18 protein-coding genes and 1 riboswitch are annotated in these 18,252 nt (G+C 62.0%); of the genes, 9 read left to right on the top strand and 9 right to left on the bottom strand.

Annotation, left to right across the window (positions count from 1 at the left end; all coding sequences use genetic code 11):
* Positions 1-11: 11 nt before the first annotated feature.
* Positions 12-320, bottom strand: a complete 309-nt coding sequence (locus tag ACIOTL_RS01500) for a hypothetical protein (RefSeq protein WP_105656103.1) — start codon at positions 318-320, stop codon at positions 12-14.
* A 252-nt stretch (positions 321-572) separates the two neighbouring features.
* On the bottom strand, positions 573-1,124 hold the full coding sequence (locus tag ACIOTL_RS01495) for a CGNR zinc finger domain-containing protein (RefSeq protein ID WP_400341394.1): 552 nt from the start codon (positions 1,122-1,124) through the stop codon (positions 573-575).
* Positions 1,125-1,248: 124 nt separating this feature from the next.
* On the opposite strand from ACIOTL_RS01495, the gene ACIOTL_RS01490 reads away from it, so the two are divergent.
* The 4 genes from ACIOTL_RS01490 to ACIOTL_RS01475 all read left to right on the top strand — a co-directional run bounded on the left by ACIOTL_RS01490 (position 1,249) and on the right by ACIOTL_RS01475 (position 5,552).
* Positions 1,249-2,226, top strand: coding sequence for an EamA family transporter (locus ACIOTL_RS01490; RefSeq protein WP_400341392.1), 978 nt, complete (start codon positions 1,249-1,251; stop codon positions 2,224-2,226).
* Between the two features lie 127 nt (positions 2,227-2,353).
* On the top strand, positions 2,354-3,877 hold the full coding sequence (locus ACIOTL_RS01485; RefSeq protein ID WP_400341391.1) for a GMC family oxidoreductase: 1,524 nt from the start codon (positions 2,354-2,356) through the stop codon (positions 3,875-3,877).
* A 170-nt stretch (positions 3,878-4,047) separates the two neighbouring features.
* Complete coding sequence (locus tag ACIOTL_RS01480) at positions 4,048-4,500, top strand: MarR family winged helix-turn-helix transcriptional regulator (RefSeq protein WP_400341389.1); 453 nt, start codon at positions 4,048-4,050, stop codon at positions 4,498-4,500.
* A complete protein-coding gene (locus tag ACIOTL_RS01475; RefSeq protein ID WP_400341387.1) occupies positions 4,497-5,552 on the top strand; it encodes an FUSC family protein in 1,056 nt (351 codons plus the stop codon). Before ACIOTL_RS01480 ends, ACIOTL_RS01475 begins: the two co-directional genes overlap by 4 nt.
* On the opposite strand, the gene ACIOTL_RS01470 is transcribed toward ACIOTL_RS01475, so the two are convergent.
* The 5 genes from ACIOTL_RS01470 to ACIOTL_RS01450 form a co-directional block, all read right to left on the bottom strand.
* A complete protein-coding gene (locus tag ACIOTL_RS01470) occupies positions 5,536-5,859 on the bottom strand; it encodes a 4a-hydroxytetrahydrobiopterin dehydratase (protein ID WP_365942785.1) in 324 nt (107 codons plus the stop codon). The two genes, ACIOTL_RS01475 and ACIOTL_RS01470, sit on opposite strands and share 17 nt — an antisense overlap.
* Positions 5,860-6,027: 168 nt before the next feature.
* Complete coding sequence (gene cycA, locus ACIOTL_RS01465; protein ID WP_400341385.1) at positions 6,028-7,530, bottom strand: D-serine/D-alanine/glycine transporter; 1,503 nt, start codon at positions 7,528-7,530, stop codon at positions 6,028-6,030.
* A 325-nt stretch (positions 7,531-7,855) separates the two neighbouring features.
* Positions 7,856-7,954, bottom strand: a riboswitch (glycine riboswitch).
* Positions 7,955-8,182: 228 nt separating this feature from the next.
* Complete coding sequence (locus ACIOTL_RS01460) at positions 8,183-10,441, bottom strand: heavy metal translocating P-type ATPase (RefSeq protein WP_400341383.1); 2,259 nt, start codon at positions 10,439-10,441, stop codon at positions 8,183-8,185.
* Positions 10,442-10,496: 55 nt separating this feature from the next.
* Positions 10,497-10,811: a heavy-metal-associated domain-containing protein gene (locus tag ACIOTL_RS01455; RefSeq protein ID WP_105656112.1), complete on the bottom strand. Its 315-nt coding sequence runs from the start codon at positions 10,809-10,811 to the stop codon at positions 10,497-10,499.
* Positions 10,812-10,870: 59 nt separating this feature from the next.
* Positions 10,871-11,200 carry a metal-sensitive transcriptional regulator gene (locus ACIOTL_RS01450; protein ID WP_105656113.1) on the bottom strand — a complete coding sequence of 110 codons (330 nt, stop codon included), beginning with the start codon at positions 11,198-11,200 and terminating at the stop codon, positions 10,871-10,873.
* Positions 11,201-11,296: 96 nt separating this feature from the next.
* Here ACIOTL_RS01450 and ACIOTL_RS01445 point away from each other — a divergent pair, with 96 nt between their 5' ends.
* Together ACIOTL_RS01445 and ACIOTL_RS01440 are read left to right on the top strand one after the other, a co-directional pair.
* Complete coding sequence (locus tag ACIOTL_RS01445) at positions 11,297-12,439, top strand: peptidoglycan bridge formation glycyltransferase FemA/FemB family protein (RefSeq protein ID WP_359185152.1); 1,143 nt, start codon at positions 11,297-11,299, stop codon at positions 12,437-12,439.
* A 13-nt stretch (positions 12,440-12,452) separates the two neighbouring features.
* Positions 12,453-13,727 (top strand): hypothetical protein, encoded by a 1,275-nt coding sequence (locus tag ACIOTL_RS01440; protein ID WP_359185154.1) that lies wholly within the window; start codon positions 12,453-12,455, stop codon positions 13,725-13,727.
* A 12-nt stretch (positions 13,728-13,739) separates the two neighbouring features.
* On the opposite strand, the gene ACIOTL_RS01435 is transcribed toward ACIOTL_RS01440, so the two are convergent.
* Positions 13,740-15,164, bottom strand: coding sequence for a DUF4232 domain-containing protein (locus tag ACIOTL_RS01435; protein ID WP_400341380.1), 1,425 nt, complete (start codon positions 15,162-15,164; stop codon positions 13,740-13,742).
* Positions 15,165-15,273: 109 nt separating this feature from the next.
* On the opposite strand from ACIOTL_RS01435, the gene ACIOTL_RS01430 reads away from it, so the two are divergent.
* Positions 15,274-15,732, top strand: coding sequence for a GatB/YqeY domain-containing protein (locus tag ACIOTL_RS01430; RefSeq protein ID WP_105662056.1), 459 nt, complete (start codon positions 15,274-15,276; stop codon positions 15,730-15,732).
* Between the two features lie 115 nt (positions 15,733-15,847).
* Positions 15,848-17,095 carry an MFS transporter gene (locus ACIOTL_RS01425; protein ID WP_286134065.1) on the top strand — a complete coding sequence of 416 codons (1,248 nt, stop codon included), beginning with the start codon at positions 15,848-15,850 and terminating at the stop codon, positions 17,093-17,095.
* On the opposite strand, the gene ACIOTL_RS01420 is transcribed toward ACIOTL_RS01425, so the two are convergent.
* Positions 17,092-17,856: a DUF2786 domain-containing protein gene (locus ACIOTL_RS01420; protein WP_105662055.1), complete on the bottom strand. Its 765-nt coding sequence runs from the start codon at positions 17,854-17,856 to the stop codon at positions 17,092-17,094. The genes ACIOTL_RS01425 and ACIOTL_RS01420 overlap by 4 nt on opposite strands.
* Positions 17,857-18,072: 216 nt before the next feature.
* Between ACIOTL_RS01420 and ACIOTL_RS01415 the strand changes: the two genes are divergently transcribed.
* On the top strand, positions 18,073-18,237 hold the full coding sequence (locus ACIOTL_RS01415) for a hypothetical protein (RefSeq protein ID WP_400341377.1): 165 nt from the start codon (positions 18,073-18,075) through the stop codon (positions 18,235-18,237).
* Positions 18,238-18,252: the final 15 nt, after the last annotated feature.

The following is an 18,252-nucleotide window of genomic DNA, read 5'->3' as shown; positions in this document are numbered from 1 at the left end:
AGCCCATCTAGCTAGGGCTTGTCGCCTGCGCCTTCCCACTCCGCCTTGAATTCCTCGGTGCCCAAAGCCTCCAAGTCCGCGCGGATCTGGACGATTAGCCGCTCAGCTTCTTCGAGGCTGGAGGTTGTCATGCGCAGAAGCACCGAATCATCTTGGCGGGAATGCACGACTACCTGGGGCTCGTTCGCTTCGTACTCTGCATCGCCCAGCGTGGCAGAAGCCAGAGCTACAACCCAGCGGGCCGCGGCTTTCAATGGTCCGCTCTCAGCTGCTTCTATCCGTGCTTCGTAATCATCCGAAGCGTGGGTTTCCTGAGTCATGACCTGCCCCTTCCACTACTGCAACTGCCGGTATCCCCGGTTGTGTGTTCATCATATGGCCCGGGCAAGGTAAAAGGCGAGGGACATCGCCCAGCGACAGTTTGGCCACGTGCTGGCCGCTGGTCACGGGCATGGGCGGTGGGCCCGAGGCTACAGCGAGCTACTCGGCCACGCTGCGGCGATGAAGTGCGCAGGGGCGCTGGCCGATCACGGACGAAACTAGACTTGGTGTGCTCAGTGTCGGGGTTCTGGCTAGTCGATACGTTTTCCGGCTTTGCGCGCACGGTAGGCGCGCACGTGCTCGCGGTTGGCGCAGTTGCCGGTATCGCAGTACTGCTTGGAGCGGTTGCGCGACAGATCCAGCAGGGCCGCCTCGCAGTCCTCCGAGGCGCAGATCCGCAGACGCTGCAATCCGCCGGAGCGGATCACTTCCGCCAGTGCCATCGCGGCGTCCACGGCCATGCGGTCGTAGAGCGGGGTGCTGTTGGTGGTGGCGTGCAGGTGGTAACCCAGCGATTCGCTCTTGATCAATTGAGGCTGGGCGTTGGCGTTGCGCAGGATCGCATTGACCCGGAAGACGGATTCTTCTTCGGTACCTATCCAGATGTTCTTCAGCTGGGAACGCAACTGGCGAATGGAGCGAAGCTCTGCCTGGTTGTGCGCGCGGGAGCCTTCGAAATTCTCGGCATCAAGGAACTCATCGAGATCAGCGACGGTGGAGAGCATATCCACGATTTGCACCTCGGTATTCAGAAGGTTCACCACGGACTTCAATGAAGCTTCGATATCTAGGGCAAAGGTCATAATTCGTTCCTGGAAGCTGGGTAGATTGACTGCCACTCAAGCCTAACCGTATCGTCATGCTCATACCCCCATTTGCCCCTGAACGGCGGCATGAAATTCTCCGCGAAAGACTTCAAAGATCCTCATGAGCGACCTGTCTGATTCCGGCCTTCCGGCCGCCACTGCCGGCAGTCCAGTACTGCGTCAAAGCCAGTCCCGGGGGATCTGGATTGCGCTGGCATCCTCCGCGGCCTTCGGGATTTCCGGCTCCTTCGCCAAGGGGCTTTTCGAAGCAGGGTGGAGTCCCAACGCGGCCGTGGCCGCACGCATGGCCGGCGCCGCGCTGGTCCTGGCGATCCCTGCGGTCCTGGCGATGCGCGGCCGCTGGACGTTGCTGCGCACCAACTGGGTGTCGATTGTGCTCTTCGGATTGTTTGGAGTGGGAGCCTGCCAGCTGTGCTATTTCTTGGCGGTGCAGCGCTTGGATGTCGGGGTGGCTTTGCTGCTGGAGTATCTGGCTCCGGTGCTCATCGTGCTGGTGCTCTGGGCCAAGCACCAGAAGCGCCCGTCGGCGGCAACGATCGCTGGCACCCTATTGTCATTGGCGGGCCTGGTGGCGGTGCTGGATCTGACCGGCGCCACGCGGATTGATCCTATCGGCGTGCTCTGGGGCTTGGGGGCAGCGGTGGGCCTGACGGTCTACTTCTTCATTAGCGCCAAGGTCGATGGCGCGCTGCCACCCATCATGCTGTCGGCCGGTGGCATGGCCGTTGGCGCGCTAACCATGCTGCTGGTTGGCGGCTTGGGAATCCTTCCAATGCAGTGGGCCGCCGGCAGCGGATCATTTGCTGGATATGAAACCCCGTGGTGGTTGGCCTTGACCGGGCTGATCCTGATCGCCACCGTGTTCTCCTACACCACCGGTGTGATGGCCGCCCGGGAACTGGGGTCCAAGGTGGCCAGCTTCATCTCGTTGACCGAGGTGCTTTTCGCGGTGCTGTGGGCTTGGCTGCTGCTCTCCGAACTGCCTGGTGCGGTGCAGCTGTTCGGCGGCCTGCTGATTGTGTGCGGCGTGGTGCTGGTGCGTGTCGATGAACTGCGTGCGGCACGCAAGGGAATCTAAGCGGCCCGTAGGGTAAAAACGCGCACGCGATGCCAATTGTTGTGCGCCGGATGCCAAGGGAAAACCCGCTGGCCTGTACAGGCTGGGAGAAACAAGTTTCGCAGGCATCCTAACTGGAGGAAAACCCATGGGCAGCAAGTCGGTCATAGTCGTAGGCGCAGGTTCGGCTGGCTCGGTGGTCGCGCGCCGGCTCGTGGATGCCGGGGCGCGGGTGACCTTGTTCGAAGCTGGCTCCGAGGACACCAACCCTGCCATCCACGACCTCTCGCGCATGGGCGAGCTGTGGCATAGCAAGGACGACTGGGATTACCACACCGTCCCGATGGCCGGGGCAGCGAACAAGCCGATGCACCTGCCACGGGGCAAGGTGCTCGGCGGTTCCCACGCGCTGAATGCGACCATCTGGGTGCGCTGCGCCCCGCAAGATTTCGATGACTGGGCCAAGGACTGCGGCGAGCAGTGGGCCTGGAAGAATGTCCTGCCGATCTACAAGGAAATCGAGAATTTCTCTGGCGGCGCCAGCGAATTCCACGGCAGCGATGGGCTGGTGCCGGTGGACAACGACTACGAGCTGGATGAGATCCACCAGTCGATTATTGACGCCGCGGTGCAGTCCGGAATCCGGTTCAATCCCGACTACAACGGCGAGCAGCTGGAAGGCGTTTCCAAGGAGCAGATCAACGTTGCTGGCGGCGAACGCATCAACACCTGGAAGGCCTATCTGAAGCCGGTGCGCGAGCGCATGGAAATCATCACGGACGCCGAGGTGCATTCGGTGATCCTCGAATCCGGATCCGCTGTAGGCGTGCGCTATCGGATCGGCGGGCAGCTGCAGGAGCTGCGCGCGGATGAGGTGGTGCTCAGCGCCGGTGCCCTGGGATCCCCGCAAATCCTGTTGCGCTCAGGCATCGGCCCGGCGGCCGAGCTCGAAGCCGCGGGCGTCATGCCGCTGCATGAGCTGGACCAGGTGGGAAAGAACCTGCATGACCACCTGCTGGCGCCGGTGATTGCCGAAACCACCACCCGGGCGATTCCCGCCCCGCGTGCCGGGGTCTCCGTTTCGCAATCGCACATGTTCACCCGATCCCGCGAGGGCCTGGATCGCCCGGACACCCAGCCGATCTTCTTCGCCGTGCCCATGTATTCCCCGGGCATGGAACCGGTCGGCGGCACTGCGTTCACCTTGCACTCCGGGATCGTCACCCCGCACAGCCGCGGTGAAATCACCCTGGGCGGGCCTGGCCTGGATGACCCGGTGAACATCGATTTGAATGCGCTGGATGATCCGCGGGATATGCAGGCATTCCTGGTATCGATGAAGCAATGCCGCGCGATGGTGGAGCAAGATGCCTTGGCCGGGGACTGGGGAGCGAGGGAAATCTACCCGGGCGAAAAAATACGCGGCGATGAGCAGCTGGAGGATTACATTCGGAACAACGTCGTGACCTACCACCACCAGGTGGGTACCTGCCGCATGGGCACGGATGCGCAGGCCGTGGTGGATCCGCAGCTGCGGGTACGCGGCTTGGAAGGGCTGCGCGTCATCGATGCCTCGATCATGCCCAAGATCACCACCGGAAACACCAATGCCCCGGCCATCCTCATCGGCGAACTGGGCGCCAAATTCCTCTTGGCTGATCTTCGGCTCTGACAGGCGGCGCACTATGGCGGCGGCCAAGGAGAACAAGCCCTCACCTTCCAAGAGACGATGATTCCGTGGACCGCAGCTGGCGATGGAACGCGCGCCAGCTGCGTGTGAGATTCATCGAATAAACTGCTTCATGGCGAAATCGTTTCAAGCCGAAATGATATTTTGAAGGGATGAACGAATACCGGATTCCGCAGTTCCAATGGAACTCGCTGAGCTATCTCACCGCCCGAGCCGGACGCATCGGCACCCAGGAGCTCACCGAGCTGATGGAATCCGGGTCCTTGTCCCGGCATCATTTCACCATCATCTGCGCGCTGGAGGAGTTCGGCGGCATCTCCCAGAACGACTTGGCAGATCGCTCGAATGTGAACCGCGGCCATCTGGTGGCCTACCTCGATCAGCTGTCGAGCCGTGGGATCCTGGAACGCGAAGTTGATCCGGAGGACCGCCGCCGCAACGTCATCACACTGACTCCCGAGGGCCGGAAATTCGCTGCCCGGGCAATGGAGGCTGCCTCGCATAACGAAGCTAAGGTCTTCGGCGCCTTGGATGAGCCGCAGCGGGAGCAGCTGCGCGCCTTGCTGCAGCTGGTCGCTACGCAGGACGGCGAGGCACGCCAGTGAAGCGCCACCTGGAAGAAATAGTGCAGCGCAGCGTCGTCGTGGCCCCACACCGCCCGTCGCTCATCCCGGCAGCCAAGGCGACGGTCAGCCTGGCCGCGCCGCTGATCCTGTTGGCCGGCCTTGGCCGCCTTGACTGGGCAATGTATGCAGCGTTCGGCGCCTTCTGCGCGGTCTTCGGCCGTTTCGACGCGTACGCGCCGCGTTTCTGGCAGCAGTTCTCGGCAGGCATCGTGCAGCTGGCCGCAATGCTGCTGGGCACCTGTTTTTCGCTTATCGAGGCACCGTTCCCGGTACGTGTGCTAGTGCTGGCATTTATTGGTTTTGGCGCCAACTACGTCTCCCATGCCGCGCGCTGGATGCCGCCGGGACCGGTCTTCGCGGTCTTCGCCGGCGGCGCCTGCCTGGGCATCCCGGCCAGTTCGCAAAGCTTCACCGGGGTGCTGCTGGCCGGCGGCGGAACAATGGCCTTCAGCATGCTGCTGATGCTTGGCCTGTCGATGCGCAAAGCCAACCTGCTCCATACCCTGCGCTCCGGATATGCCTGGGCGCCCTCGCCCCTGGCCATGGCCCAGTCGCTCCAAATGGGCTCGGGCGTGCTGCTGGCGGGCATCGCAGGGCATCTGCTCAGCGACGGCCACTGGTACTGGGCCAGTCTCGGCGCGATCGCCGCGGTCACCGGCGCTGATGCCTATGCGCGGGTAGCCCGCGGGCTGCAGCGCTGCGCAGGCACCTGCATTGGCGTAGCGCTGACCGCAATAGTTTTCGCCTTCGATTCCCCGGTCTGGGTGATCCTGGCCGCTGCGCTGGCCTCGCAGTTCGTCATCGAGCTGGTGATCCTGCGCAACTATGCGGTGGGGATGGTCTTCATGACGGTCACCGCACTGCTCATGGTCCACCTGGTCAGCCCTGAACCGGCCGCGTCCCTGCTCATCGACCGCATCTCCATGACGGCGCTGGGCGCCTTGGTGGGTGCGGTGCAGAGCATCGCCATCTCGCTGCTGGTGGCCCGCCGGCGCCAAGGCCGAACGCCGGGGGCTACCAGTGTTCGGTGACCACCTGCGCTTCGAGCTTGCCGGCCTCGATGGAGATATGGCGGGCTAATTCCAGATCCAGTGCTCCCAGATGCTCGGGCTGGTTATGCGCTAGGCGCAGCTCGACGATGGAAACCCGCCACTCCAGGTGCGGATGCCGGTTGTCCTGCTCGGCGCGCAGGCCTACCTGGACGATGAACTGCAAGGCCGTGCTCGCGCAATCGAAACGGTAAGCGGCCCGCAAACCCAGGTCATCACGCTTCCAATCAGGCAAGGCACCCAGCCTCTGATCGAATTCGAAGCGCGGTAACGGACCGGTTGATGCCATGGTTCTCTCCTCCAAGCGGCAGCGGGTCGGACTGTGCAAGTGGTTGCTGCCTGCCGCCATGATCGCATCGACCCCGGCGATCGCGGTAGCGATCCCAGCGACTATGCAGTTTGGCCCCGGCATCTGGTGATGCCGGGGCCTGATCGAGAGACCTGTCAGGTGCTCGGGCTACTGGTGGATATCCTCGGAAACCTGCTCCGCGGTTTCCGCTTCGCGCTTGGCGAAGGATTCCGCATCACGGTAGGCGGAGGCCTCATAGCGTTCGTGCGCCACCTTGGCCAGGTGCGCGGCGCGCAGCGCCTGGTGCTGGGGGTTGCGGCGGATGACCAGGTAGCCTGCAGCCAGGATCAGGAACCAGATCGGGGTAATAGCCATAGCCATGAGGGTATCGGTCTGGGTGGTCAGGGCCCACAAGATGAAGCCGAAGAATGCCAGCACAACATATGGCATGAAGCTGCCGCCAGGGACCTTGAACTTCGATGCGTCGTGCAGGTGCGGGCGACGAGCACGGAAGACCAGGTAGCTGAGCAGGATGATGGTCCAGACGAACATGAAGCACAGGGCCGAGACGGTGGTGACCAGTGTAAATGCTCCCATGACCGAATCGCCGCCGTAGAGCAGTGCGACGCCGGCCAGCAGGAACATGCAGGAGAACATCAGGGCGTTGCGCGGAACCTTGCGGCCTGACAGCTTGGTGAACGTCTTCGGTGCATCGCCTTCCATGGACAGGCCACGGAGCATGCGGGAGGTCGAGTAGATACCCGAGTTGGCGCTGGAGGTCGCGGAGGTGAGCACCACGAAGTTGATGATGCCAGCGGCGCCAGCCAGACCGGCCAGGGCGAACATGCCCACGAATGGCGATTGCGCAGCGGAGAACAGATCCCAGGGGGTCACGGCCATCAGGATGATCAGCGCGCCAACGTAGAAGAACAGGATGCGGACAGGAATCGAGTTGATTGCCTTGGGCAGGGTCTTTTCGGGGTCCTTGGTTTCCGCCGCGGTGGTGCCAACCAGCTCAATGCCAACGAAGGCGAAGACCGCGATCTGGAAACCGGCTACGAAGCCCATGAAGCCGGTCGGGAACATGCCGCCGTCGTTCCACAGGTTAGCGAAGGATGAAGAAGCACCGTTGTGCTCGAAACCGGTGATCACCATAACCAGGCCAACCACGATCAGTGCGCCGATGGCGACGATCTTGATCAGCGAGAACCAGAATTCGGTTTCGCCAAAAGCCTTCACTGTCGCCAGGTTCAGAACCAGCAGCAGTACGATACAGGCCAGTGCCGGGATCCATAGCGGCAAATCGCCCCACCAGAAGGCGACATAATGGGCGATGGCCACGACGTCGGCGATGCCGGTAACAATCCAGCAGAACCAGTAGGTCCAGCCGGTAAAGAATGCGGCCCAAGGGCCTAGCAGGTCGCCGGCGAAGTCGGCGAAGCTCTTGTAGTTCAGGTTGCTCAACAGCAGTTCGCCCATGGCGCGCATGACGAAGAACAGCATGAAGCCAATGATCATGTAGACGAAGATGACCGACGGGCCGGCTACCGAGATGGTCTTGCCGGAGCCCATGAACAAGCCGGTGCCGATGGCGCCGCCAATGGCGATCAGCTGGATGTGACGATTGGAGAGCCCTCGTTCGAGTGCGGGGCCAGAACTGGTGGTACTCATGCTGATTGCCTTCCAGGAGTGTGGTGTGACGCCTCGAAGCGCTCCTGCCCCCAAGCCCTGAAGGCTTGGAGAGCAGCTGCTCGCTTTGAAGAACGCATCCGACTAGGAAGGATTCCAGCTGGGCATTGCGCGGCATGCTGCGCTCAGAGCAGTTGCTGCGAATGCCACGGGGAGTCCCTCGAAACTGGTGCGCTCGGTGCGGCACTGTTCTTGGTCCCTCCCCAATCTGTATTACAACCTGAGAGTTTTCACTTCCACCCGAATACTGGGTGAAGCTTGCTCCTTCGGTGAGCCCGGACGAACCTGGGCTGCTTTCCAGAGGTGCCTGTTCGTAGCGGTACAGGTGCCTGAGAGTTTCCCGGGGAGGAAATTGCTCCTACGGCGCCCGCCCATGGTGTGAGCGGATCTCTCCCGCCACGCATCAACGGCATATGTGGTGATTGCCATCACAGTATGCGCAGAAAAATGAACGTGGTGCAAGTCGCAATTTCACACTTCGGGCCCCGGATAACCGCTTGGCCACGCCAATCGTGGAAAGTGGCTGGCGAAATGGGGGATTCTCCGCTTCGTAATGATTCGGGAAGCAAGGGCATGGATGCGGCAAAGCGGGGCATCGGTTCAACCGATGCCCCGCGTGGGGAGGTACGGAGGGCTACTTCCCGAACCGTCGCAGCCGCAGCGAGTTCAGTACCACCAGCACCGAGCTGGCTGCCATGGCCGCTCCGGCGATCATCGGGTTCAGCAAGCCCAGGGCCGCAATCGGAATGCCGGCAGTGTTGTAGGCGAAAGCCCAGAACAGGTTCATCTTGATGGTGGACAGGGTTCGGGCCGAAAGGTCGATGGCCTGCGTGACCTGATGCAGGTCGTTACCCATCAGGGTGATGTCCGCGGCTTCGATGGCCACATCGGTGCCCGAGCCCATGGCGATGCCGAGGTCGGCCTGCGCCAGTGCTGGCGCGTCATTCACGCCATCGCCCACCATGGCCACGACCTTGCCCTGCTCTTGCAATGAGGTGATCGCCTGGGCCTTGCCGGCAGGGAAGACCCCGGCGAATACGTCCTCGGCCTTGATACCTACCTGGGCGGCAACCTCGGTAGCCACCGACTGGTTGTCGCCGGTCAGCAGCACCACGCGCAGGCCGCGCTCCTGGAGTTCGGCAATAGCTTTTGCGGAGCTGTCCTTGATCTTGTCCGCCACCGAGATCACTGCCTGGAACTGCTGGTCCACCGCGACCAGGATGGCGGTCGCGCCGGCCTGCTCGGCTTCCGCGAGCATGGCCTTGGCGGAGTCATCCAAGGACGCGCCCTGGGCTTCGAGCCAGCTGAAGCGGCCTACGGCAACGCGATGCCCGTTGACCGTGCCGACCACGCCGCCGCCCGGATCGGAATCGAAGTCGCTGGCTTCGGGCAGCGGGCCCAAGTCGGCTGCGGCCTTGGCGATGGCCTGGGCGATCGGATGCTCGGAATGGTGTTCCACGGCACCGGCCAAGGCCAGGACCTCATTGGGATCGACCCCGTCGATGGCCTTGGTGCCTTGATGGGTCATGATCCCGGTGGTCACGGTGCCGGTCTTGTCCAGCACGATGGTGTCCAGCTTGCGGGTATCTTCCAGGACCTGCGGGCCGCGGATCAGGATGCCCAGCTGCGCGCCGCGTCCGGTACCGACCAGCAAGCCGATCGGGGTCGCCAGTCCCAATGCGCAGGGGCAGGCGATGACCAGCACGGCGACCGCAGCGGTGAACGCCTGGTAGGGATCGCCGCTGGCAAAGAACCAGATCATGAACGTGAGCAGCGCAATGGCCAGTACGATCGGCACGAAGACGGAGGAAATCCGGTCAGCCAGGCGGGCAATGGGCGCCTTGCCCGACTGGGCTTCGGAGACCAGCTTGCCCATCTGGGCCAAGGTGGTGTCCGCGCCAACGCGGGTAGCTTCAATCACCAGCCGGCCCGACGCGTTCAGGGTCGCGCCGGTGACTTCATCGCCGGGCGCAACTCTCTGCGGTACCGATTCACCGGTCAGCAGCGAGGTGTCTACCGCGCTGGCGCCGTCAATGACCACGCCGTCGGTGGCGATCTTCTCGCCTGGGCGCACCACGAAATGGTCCCCGACCTGCACCTGCCCGGCAGGGATCTTCACTTCCGTGCCGTCGCGAAGCACCACTGCATCCTTGGCGCCCAGGTTCAGCAGGGACTTCAGCGCATCGGATGCCGAGGACTTGGCGCGGTGCTCCAGGAAGCGGCCTAGCAGCAGCAAGGTGGCCACGACGCCGGCCGTTTCAAAGTAGAGCGCATGCTCGGACATGGACATGCCGACATGGGCAGTCAGCTGCGGATCGAGGATCAGCTGCACTGCAGAGAAGAAGTAGGCCGCGAGCACACCGAGGGAAACCAGGGTGTCCATGGTCGAGGCCAGGTGCCGTGCGTTGACGGCCGCTGCCTTGTGGAAAGGCCAGGCGCCGTAGAAGACCACGGGAGTGGCCAGCGCGAAGGCGACCCAACCCCAGTGCGGGAACTGCGCTGCGGGAATCATGGAAATGATGAACAGCGGGATGGTGAAGATCGCGGAGACCAGCAGGCGGCGCAGCAGGTGGTTGGGCACCAGGTGCTCGTGCCCGCCGTGCTCATGCTCACCATCTCCCTGGTGATCCGAACCCGCAGGTTTGGGCGGGTGCTTGAGGGAAGCGGTATAGCCGGCGGCTTGCACCGTATCGATCAGTGCTTCATCGGTGACATCGGCTGGGACCTGGACCTTGGCGGTTTCCAGGGGCAGGTTCACCGTCGCGCTGACACCGGGCAGCTTGCCGAGTTTGCGTTCCACCCGATTCACGCACGAGGCGCAGGTCATTCCCTGGATGTCCAGATCGACGGTGCGCAATTCGGGGATTGTTTCATGCGGGGCATGGGAAGTCATGATTTACGACCTTGCACTTTCTTGCCGTTGTGGCTTGGTGCCTGGCTTTTTGCGGCTAGGCGTTAATTGCTTCGACGGTGTAACCAGCCTCGTCGATGGCATTGCGAATGCTTTCTTCGCTTACGGTTGCGCTGGTGGTGACGTTGGCGGTGGACACGCCCTTCGCATCGAGGAACACTTCGACCTCTTGCACCCCGTCAAGCTCCTTGAGCTCCTCGGTGACAGAGGATACGCAGTGGCCGCAGGTCATGCCGGAGATCTTGATTTCCACATGGCTAGTCAGCGGGGTGCTCTGCTCGCGGGGAATGATCTGCAGGCCCTGGTTGGAGTTCTTTTCCGAGGAGCATCCGCAATTGCAGTTGTGGCTCATGATCTTGCTCTCTTTCGATGAATTCTGTGTGAATTGGAAATGGGTCCGTTGGGGCGCGCTCAGCGCACCAAACGGGAGATGGCGGCCGTGGCCTCGGCGATTTTGTCTTGCACGATGGATGGATCACCCGTCTCGATGGATGACTTGGCCGCATCAACCACGCAATGGCCGATATGGTCATCGATCAGCTGCACGCTGACCTTGTGCAATGCCGCGTTGATAGCGGAGATCTGGGTCAGGATGTCGATGCAGTACTTGTCTTCATCGACCATCTTGGCCACTCCGCGCACCTGGCCTTCAATGCGCTTCAGGCGTCGTTCCAACGCGCTTTTATCCGCGTGATAGCCGTGGTGCTCAGCTGTTTCATGTGGCGTGTGGTTGGTATCCATATTTCGATTATACCCCCTAGGGGTATTAAGTCAAGTACCCCCTAGGGGTATCCAGCATCCCCCAGCCGGAGAGGGAAGCACGGTAGGATTTCACCCGTGAGCCACAACGAACTTCATGTGCGTCCGATTTCCGGCACCGAGCACTCATCATTCCTTGAGACCGCCCAAGACGTCAGCTTCCTGCAGCGTCCCGAATGGGCCCAGGTCAAGGGCGGCTGGCGCGGTGAATCCCTCGGCTGGTTCGAGGAAGACGAGCTGGTAGGCGCCGCACTGGTGCTGCATCGCGCAGCCCCGGTCATCAAGAAGACCCTCGCCTACATCCCCGATGGCCCGGTCATCGACTTCGGCACCTATGCTCCTGAACAGGTAATCCAGCCGCTGGCCGCCTACCTGAAGAATCGTGGCGCATTCCAGCTGAAGATGGGCCCGGGACTGGCCGTGCGCACCTGGGGTGCCGCCGCGGTGCGCAAGAACCTGGGCAAGGAAGGGTTCACCCAGCTCGCTGACCTTGAAACCCAGAGCACCTCAGGCACCGCGCTAGCGCTGAATGACGCCTTGCTGGAAATGGGCTTCTCCAAAGAAGATGTGGGACTGGACTTCGCTGCGGGCCAGCCCGAATTCGTGGCCCGCGTGGCGTTGCAAGATGATGACGGCAACCAGCTGGACGTGGACCAGGTCATGGCCAGCTACTCGGCGACCACCCGCAACGAGACCCGCAAGGCGCTGAAAAGCACCCTGGAAATCGAAGTTGGCCAGACCAAGGACATGGCCCGCTTCCATGCCCTGTACAACCACACCGCGGACCGCCAGGACTTCACCGGCCGCCCGCTGGGCTACTTCGAGAAGATGCACACCGTGCTCAACGAAGCGGTGCCGGGCTCCTGCACCCTATACATCGCCAGCAACGAAGGCGTGGACCTGGCCGCATCCATTGTCATCCGTTCCTCGAACCTGGCCTGGTACCTGTACGGCGCTTCCTCCTCGGAGCAGCGCAAGCTGTTCGCGCCGAAGGCGATCATGCAGCACATGGTCATCGATTCCATCGAGGCAGGTTGCCGCTATCTGGACCAGGGCGGCGTGAGCGCGACCCTGGACAAGGAGCACCACCTCTCGGGGCTGACCAAGTTCAAGACCAACACCGGCTGCGACATCGTGCAGACCAACGGCGAGTGGGACCTGGCGCTGAACAAGCCCCTGGCGTGGGCCTTCGAAAAATACATGAACTGGCGCAAGAAGTAGGGAAAACACCACTTTGGCAATCGATCCAACCCAGCCATTTGTCCCGGTCATCCTCGGCGGGGACATCGGCACCTACACCTTGGCGCGCGAATTCTACGAGGCCTACGGGGTGCGCTCGGTGGTTCTGCCGGCTGCCGGCAACGGCGTCATCGAGCACTCGGTAGCCATCGAACTGCGCCCCATCGGCTCCATGGCCGACGAGGGACGCGTAGTCGCGGCCCTGGTCGAGCTGGCCGATGAGCTGAAGGCCGCGGCGGATCGGCCGCTGATGCTTTTCGGCTCCCTGGACTTCCACATCATGCTGATCGCCAAGAACCGTGAGCAGCTTGAGGAACAGTACGTCATCCCGTACCCCCAGCTGGAAACCATCGAGGGTGCGGCACTGAAAGAGAACTTCTACGCGCTCGCCGAAAAATTGGGCATCGCCCACCCGCGCACCGCCGTGTATTACCCGGGAACCCCGCTGGATTCGCTGGTTGGTTCCTTCGACTACCCGGTCATCGGCAAGCCATCGAGCTCCGCGGATTGGATCGCCGCCAAGTTCGAGGGCAAGCAGAAGATCCACACCATCGACAGCCGTGCCGACCTCGAAGCCCTGATTTCCAGAATCGATGGCAGCGGCTACGACTCGGGGTACATCTTCCAGGAGTACATTCCGGGTGGAGATGACGCGATGCGCCTGTGCACCTACTTCGCCACCCAGGAAGAAAAGGTCATCTTCGCCGGCTACGGCGAAGTGGTGATCGAGGAGCATGCCCCGCTGGTGCTGGGCAATTCGGCCGCCATTGTCACCGGTCGCAACGATGCGATGGCCGCCGATGGCGCGCGCATGCTCGAAGAACTGGGCTGGCGCGGAATTGCCATGATCGATGCCAAATACGATCACCGCGATGGCCAGATCAAATTCTTCGAGATCAACCCGCGCCTGGGCCGCAACCACTTCTACCTGACCGCAGCCGGGGTGAACCCGGCCCGTTTCTATGTCACCGAGTTCCTCGGCGCGCAGTTCGATCAGTCGAACCCGGAAACCGACGCGGTGGTGGACACCGGCACAGGTGTCTTGCAGCTGTCGCGCCAGCGGCTATTCACCGTGCTGCCGCACCACTTGCTGCGCCGCTTCCTGGACAGCGGAACCGGCCGCAAGGCAGAAGCACTGCTCAAGGCAGGCAAGGTCTCGAACCCGTTGAAGTTCGCAGCCGAGAAGAACCCTCGCCGCAAGCTCTATCTGCTGTTGAATGCGGCCAACCACTACCGCAAGTTCAAGGCGTTCCCGCCGCGCACCCAGTAGGCTTGCCCAGGCCTAGGGCCTAGGAGTGGCCGGTGGTTGCGGTTTGAAGGCGTCTCCAGGAATTGCCCACCCGTCGCGCGCCTGGACCCAGGGGCTTTGGGCGATCTGCGCCCCGTCCAGGATGTCAAGGGACGTCGGCTGGCCATCGTATTGGGGTGCGAGCTGGACCGGTTTCATCCCCTTGGCTGCGGCGATGACCAGGGCAACGGTTTCATCCGGATCCTGGGACGTTGACATGGCATTCCAATCCAGCGTCGAAATCACCGCTTCGCCGGAAGGGATGGCAACGCGTTCAAGGAGGATATCCGGTTCGGGCTGCAGCTCGATATCCGGCTGGGCATCGCCGGCCGCGTTGAGGAAATCGATCTGCGGGTAGGACTGCAACGCGCACGAGCGAGCAGAAATGTTCTTGGCGTAGACCGCCATGTACCGTGAACCGGCAGCTGCATCGGGTGCGCCGAGGGCTATTTCCAAGTCCCCCTCTGCGCACAACGGAGCTGGCTGATTCGCTGGCCAGCTTTTGACCTTGTCGGGAAGAACCACAGGCTTGGGGATCAGCCATTGTGGTTTCTTGTTTCCAACCCAGCCTTCAGCAAGGACCTCGTATCGAGGCGATGCCAGCTTGTAGGGCATGGGCTCGCCAAAGGGACCATGCCGCTCCAGCCATAAGCGGGTTTCCTTTTCCGCCTCTGCTGGCGCCTCGTTGCCGAGGACCAGGTTCAATCCGGAATGATCAATGCTGGCGCTCTCGAAGACACCTCGCTTGGCCGCCTCGATAAGAAGCTGGAGCTCGGGAATATCAGTGCGTTTCGCGGGCGAATAGCGCACGGATCGATCTGCTAGTGCCAAATCGGTGGGGTGCTTGGCCTGTGCAGCGAATTTTCCCAGCGCCAGCAGCTGCTCCAAATTAAACGCCGTGGCCGAGTAGTTAGCCGCACTTGCCGCGCCGAGCTCGCGTAGGCGGAATGCGAATGAAGCCCTCTCACCGAGAAGACCAGGCTTCGCTTGCTCTTCGCCTCCAAAGTGCGAAAAATTGTCGGAGACTTCCAGTGGGTAGGTTTTCGTCTTTGAGCCTGGAATATTCTGGGGTTCACCGGCGACAAAGGCCAGGTCGATGTTCCGCAAGCTCAGGGCATGGGCCCCAGCCTGGATCTGTTGTGCCATCTCCCGCACGATTACTTCCGCTTGTGCGTGATCGAGCTGATCCGATAGCACGAATTGCAGGTCAACTGACAGATCCGGTGCGGCCAAGGCATCGTGATCCATGACCTCGGAGGACATCTGGACGCCAAGGACCCCGTCCCGGTCCTCGACGGCTGCAACGAAATCGCAAACTTCATCGGGCGCGTCGCAGGAATTCCATGGCTGCCAGATCACCAGGATGGCTGCGATAAGAGCCAGTGCGATGACGCTAGCTCCAGCGCGCAGTGAATTCATCTGGCTACTGTATCAAATGCGACCTCATGCTTGACCGCTGGTACTCCGGAAAACGGTAACCGGATAATGCGAGTAAAATTTCAAGCACACGTATTGAAAGCGAGTTCCCATGAGTTTGAAAGATCGCCTGCGCGATGACAGCATCGCCCATCTGAAGGCCGGCAACGAGCTGGAGAAGACGACCCTGCGCAATATCCTCAGTGCCATCGGCACCAAGGAAAAGTCCGGAAAGAACCCCAGCGAGCTCAACGACCAGGATGTCGAGAACCTGCTTCGCAAGGAAGTCGGCAACCGCGAGGAAACTGCTGGCCTGGCCGCCAAGGACGGCCGCACCGAATTGGCTGAACGCGAATTGGCCGAAGCCGCCTTCATCTCCACGTACCTGCCCAAGATGCTTGACGAAGCGCAAGCCCAGGACATTGTCGAGAGGATCATGGCCGAACTTGCAGCCGATCACGACCTGACCATGAAGGACATGGGCCAGGCCATGAAGCTGGTCGGCGCCGAAATCGCTGGCCGCTTCGATGGCAAGGCTGTCTCCCAGATGGTGCGCGCCAAACTGGGCTAGCCAACTCTGGACTTTTCATTCGGCACGGGCCGTCCCACTTTTGGGGCGGCCCGTTGCCGTAGTCCAGGCAACGGGGATGGGATCCGGGTGTTGAAGCAGATAGTCTGTGGATACCATGCCTGACTTCCCGAAAAACCGCGCCACCCTGTCCAAGGGCTCTGGCGCACTGCTGATCCTTGCCATCATCCTGGCCTCGCTGAACCTGCGTCCTGCCGTCACCTCCTTGGGGTCCCTGCTTGATCTGGTGATTGGCGACCTGCAGATGAATGGCTTCGTGGCCGGAATGATCACCGGCATCCCTCCACTGTGCTTCGCGCTGCTGGGTCCCTTGGCGCCGCGGCTGGCCGGGAAGCGCGGACCGGAACTAGTGGTGGCCTCAGCCATGGGTGCTGTCCTGTTGGGCATTGCCCTGCGCGCGGTGGCTCCGGGGACCGGATTCTTCCTGCTGTGCACCGCATTGGCCCTTGCGGGCATCGCGGTGGGCAACATTCTCATGCCGGTACTGGTCAAGCGCTGGTTCCCGGGAAAGATCGGGATTGTCACCGGCGCCTACACTACGGCGGTTGCCTTGGGTGCTTCCGGAGTTGCGGGGGTCGCCGTGCCGGTGAATCAGATGCTCGGCGGAAACTGGCGCGTGGGCTTGGGATTCTGGGCAATTCTGGCCTTGCTGGCGCTGGTGCTGTGGCTTTTGGTGTACTTCGGGATGCGCAACCAAATCGCAGCCCAGCAGCAGCATCTTGCCAGTAACTCAAATGATGCGGCCGGCATCGGGCCGATGAGCAAGAACGCCACCGCATGGTGGGTGGCGTTGTTCTTCGGCGGGCAGTCCGCCGTGGCTTATATCTTCATGGGGTGGCTGCCCAAGATCTTCATCGACTTGGGAGTCTCGCCGGCATTCGCTGGATCCCTGCTGGCGATCCTGCTGGGTGTGGGCGTGCCTTTGTCCTTCGTGATGCCGGCGCTCGCTGCCAAATTCTCGAACCAGGCGCCACTGGTGATCTTCAACGGTGCCGTGGGCATCATCGCGATCATCGGCATGCTGCTTGCTCCGGTCCAGGGAGCGGTGCTGTGGGCGGTGCTGCTGGGCATTTGCGGGTCGAACTTCCCGCTGGCCTTGACCATGATCGGCTTGAAGGCCCGCACCGCCGCGGGTGTCTCGAAGCTCTCCACCTTCGGCCAGTCTGCGGGCTATCTGCTGGCGTTCCCCGGTCCGTTCCTGGTCGGGGTGCTGCACGAAACTTCGGGTTCATGGGTTGCGCCAATGTGGCTTATTGCCGGCTTGATCGTTTTCCAGACCCTGGTCGGCATCATGGCCGGGCGTCCGCGCTACATCGAGGATACGCAACTAGAGCAAGTGCGCTAGCTGGCGACTTCGCCGGTCGCGGCTGAGTCGACGTGCTTGTCGAAACCGAGATCTGCCTGGCTTCCTGCGACCCGTCCGGCCAATGAGGCATTGGCGCTTCCGGCTGCGGCGCGGTTCCTGCTGCGGCGCAGGAACGGATATTGGTTGCTGACGAATTCGTCGACCTGTTCCTTGCGGCTAGCCAGGACCAGTTCGGTCCCGCTGCCGCTGTGCACGCTTTCTTCCTGGTAGAGGATGGCGATGCGCGAAGCGACTTGCAGGTAGAAGCTGCGCTGGAATTCGCGGCGTTCAATGGTTTTCTCGGAATCGGTGTACCAGTTCGCGTAGAGCTTGCCCTCCTGTGCCCACCAGTGGGCCATGGCAGCAGTCGCCTGGACAACCAAGGAGGCGAAGAGATTCTTGACGGTAGCTACATCCGATTCATGGCCGATGATGTACAGCCTGCACGAGGTCGAGTAGTTGCTTTGCAGCATGGACACCGTGCGGAAGGCCCGGCCCACAGCGGACAGGCCATCGCGCTGTCCCAGGCGGTAGACGCCGCGCATATCGAAGTGCTCCTCGATAATGGCTTCCTTCTTCTTGCCCCGGTGGGCCGAGTCGGCATCCAGTTCCGCACGGCCGATGCCATAGCGCACCATGAGCCGTTCGGCATGTTCCTGGAATGCCTGCGCTTCGTGCGGAAAAGTGGTGTTCTCGGCCTTGTTCAGCAATAGGGCAATGCGTTCTTTCAAGCGTTGCAGCTTTTGCTCAGAGGTGCTCATGGCTTCTTCCTTGCTAGCGGTCCGGCGGTGGCGAAGCGGTCATATCCGGTTCTCTGCATTAGTTTGCCACGAGGTGCAGAGCCCTGCTTGAGGGGCTGTGGGTAACTGCCGCCAGTGGACCCTAGCCGGTTGTGCAAACCGCGCGTAGAGTGAAGGCACCAAGCAGGTCCAGCAGGCCCGCGAACTTCGCTTCGCGGCTGGTCATCGGAGGTTGTGATGGGTGATTTTCGTGCATACACCATGGAAGAGCGGGCCACGTACCTGGCTCCTTCATGCGATCGCTGCGGGCAGCACCGCCACATAGTGTGGGAGAAGGTCGAAGGAACCCAGACCTACCGTCCGCGTGATGCGGGGTGCTCCAATGAGGCCTGCACCGCCTAGCTAGCGCAGCGTGCG

Origin of the sequence: Glutamicibacter sp. NPDC087673 (assembly GCF_044743255.1) — a bacterium.
GTDB lineage: Bacteria > Actinomycetota > Actinomycetes > Actinomycetales > Micrococcaceae > Glutamicibacter.
Note: the sequence above shows the minus strand (reverse complement) of the source record. Positions and strands in the feature narration are given on the sequence as shown.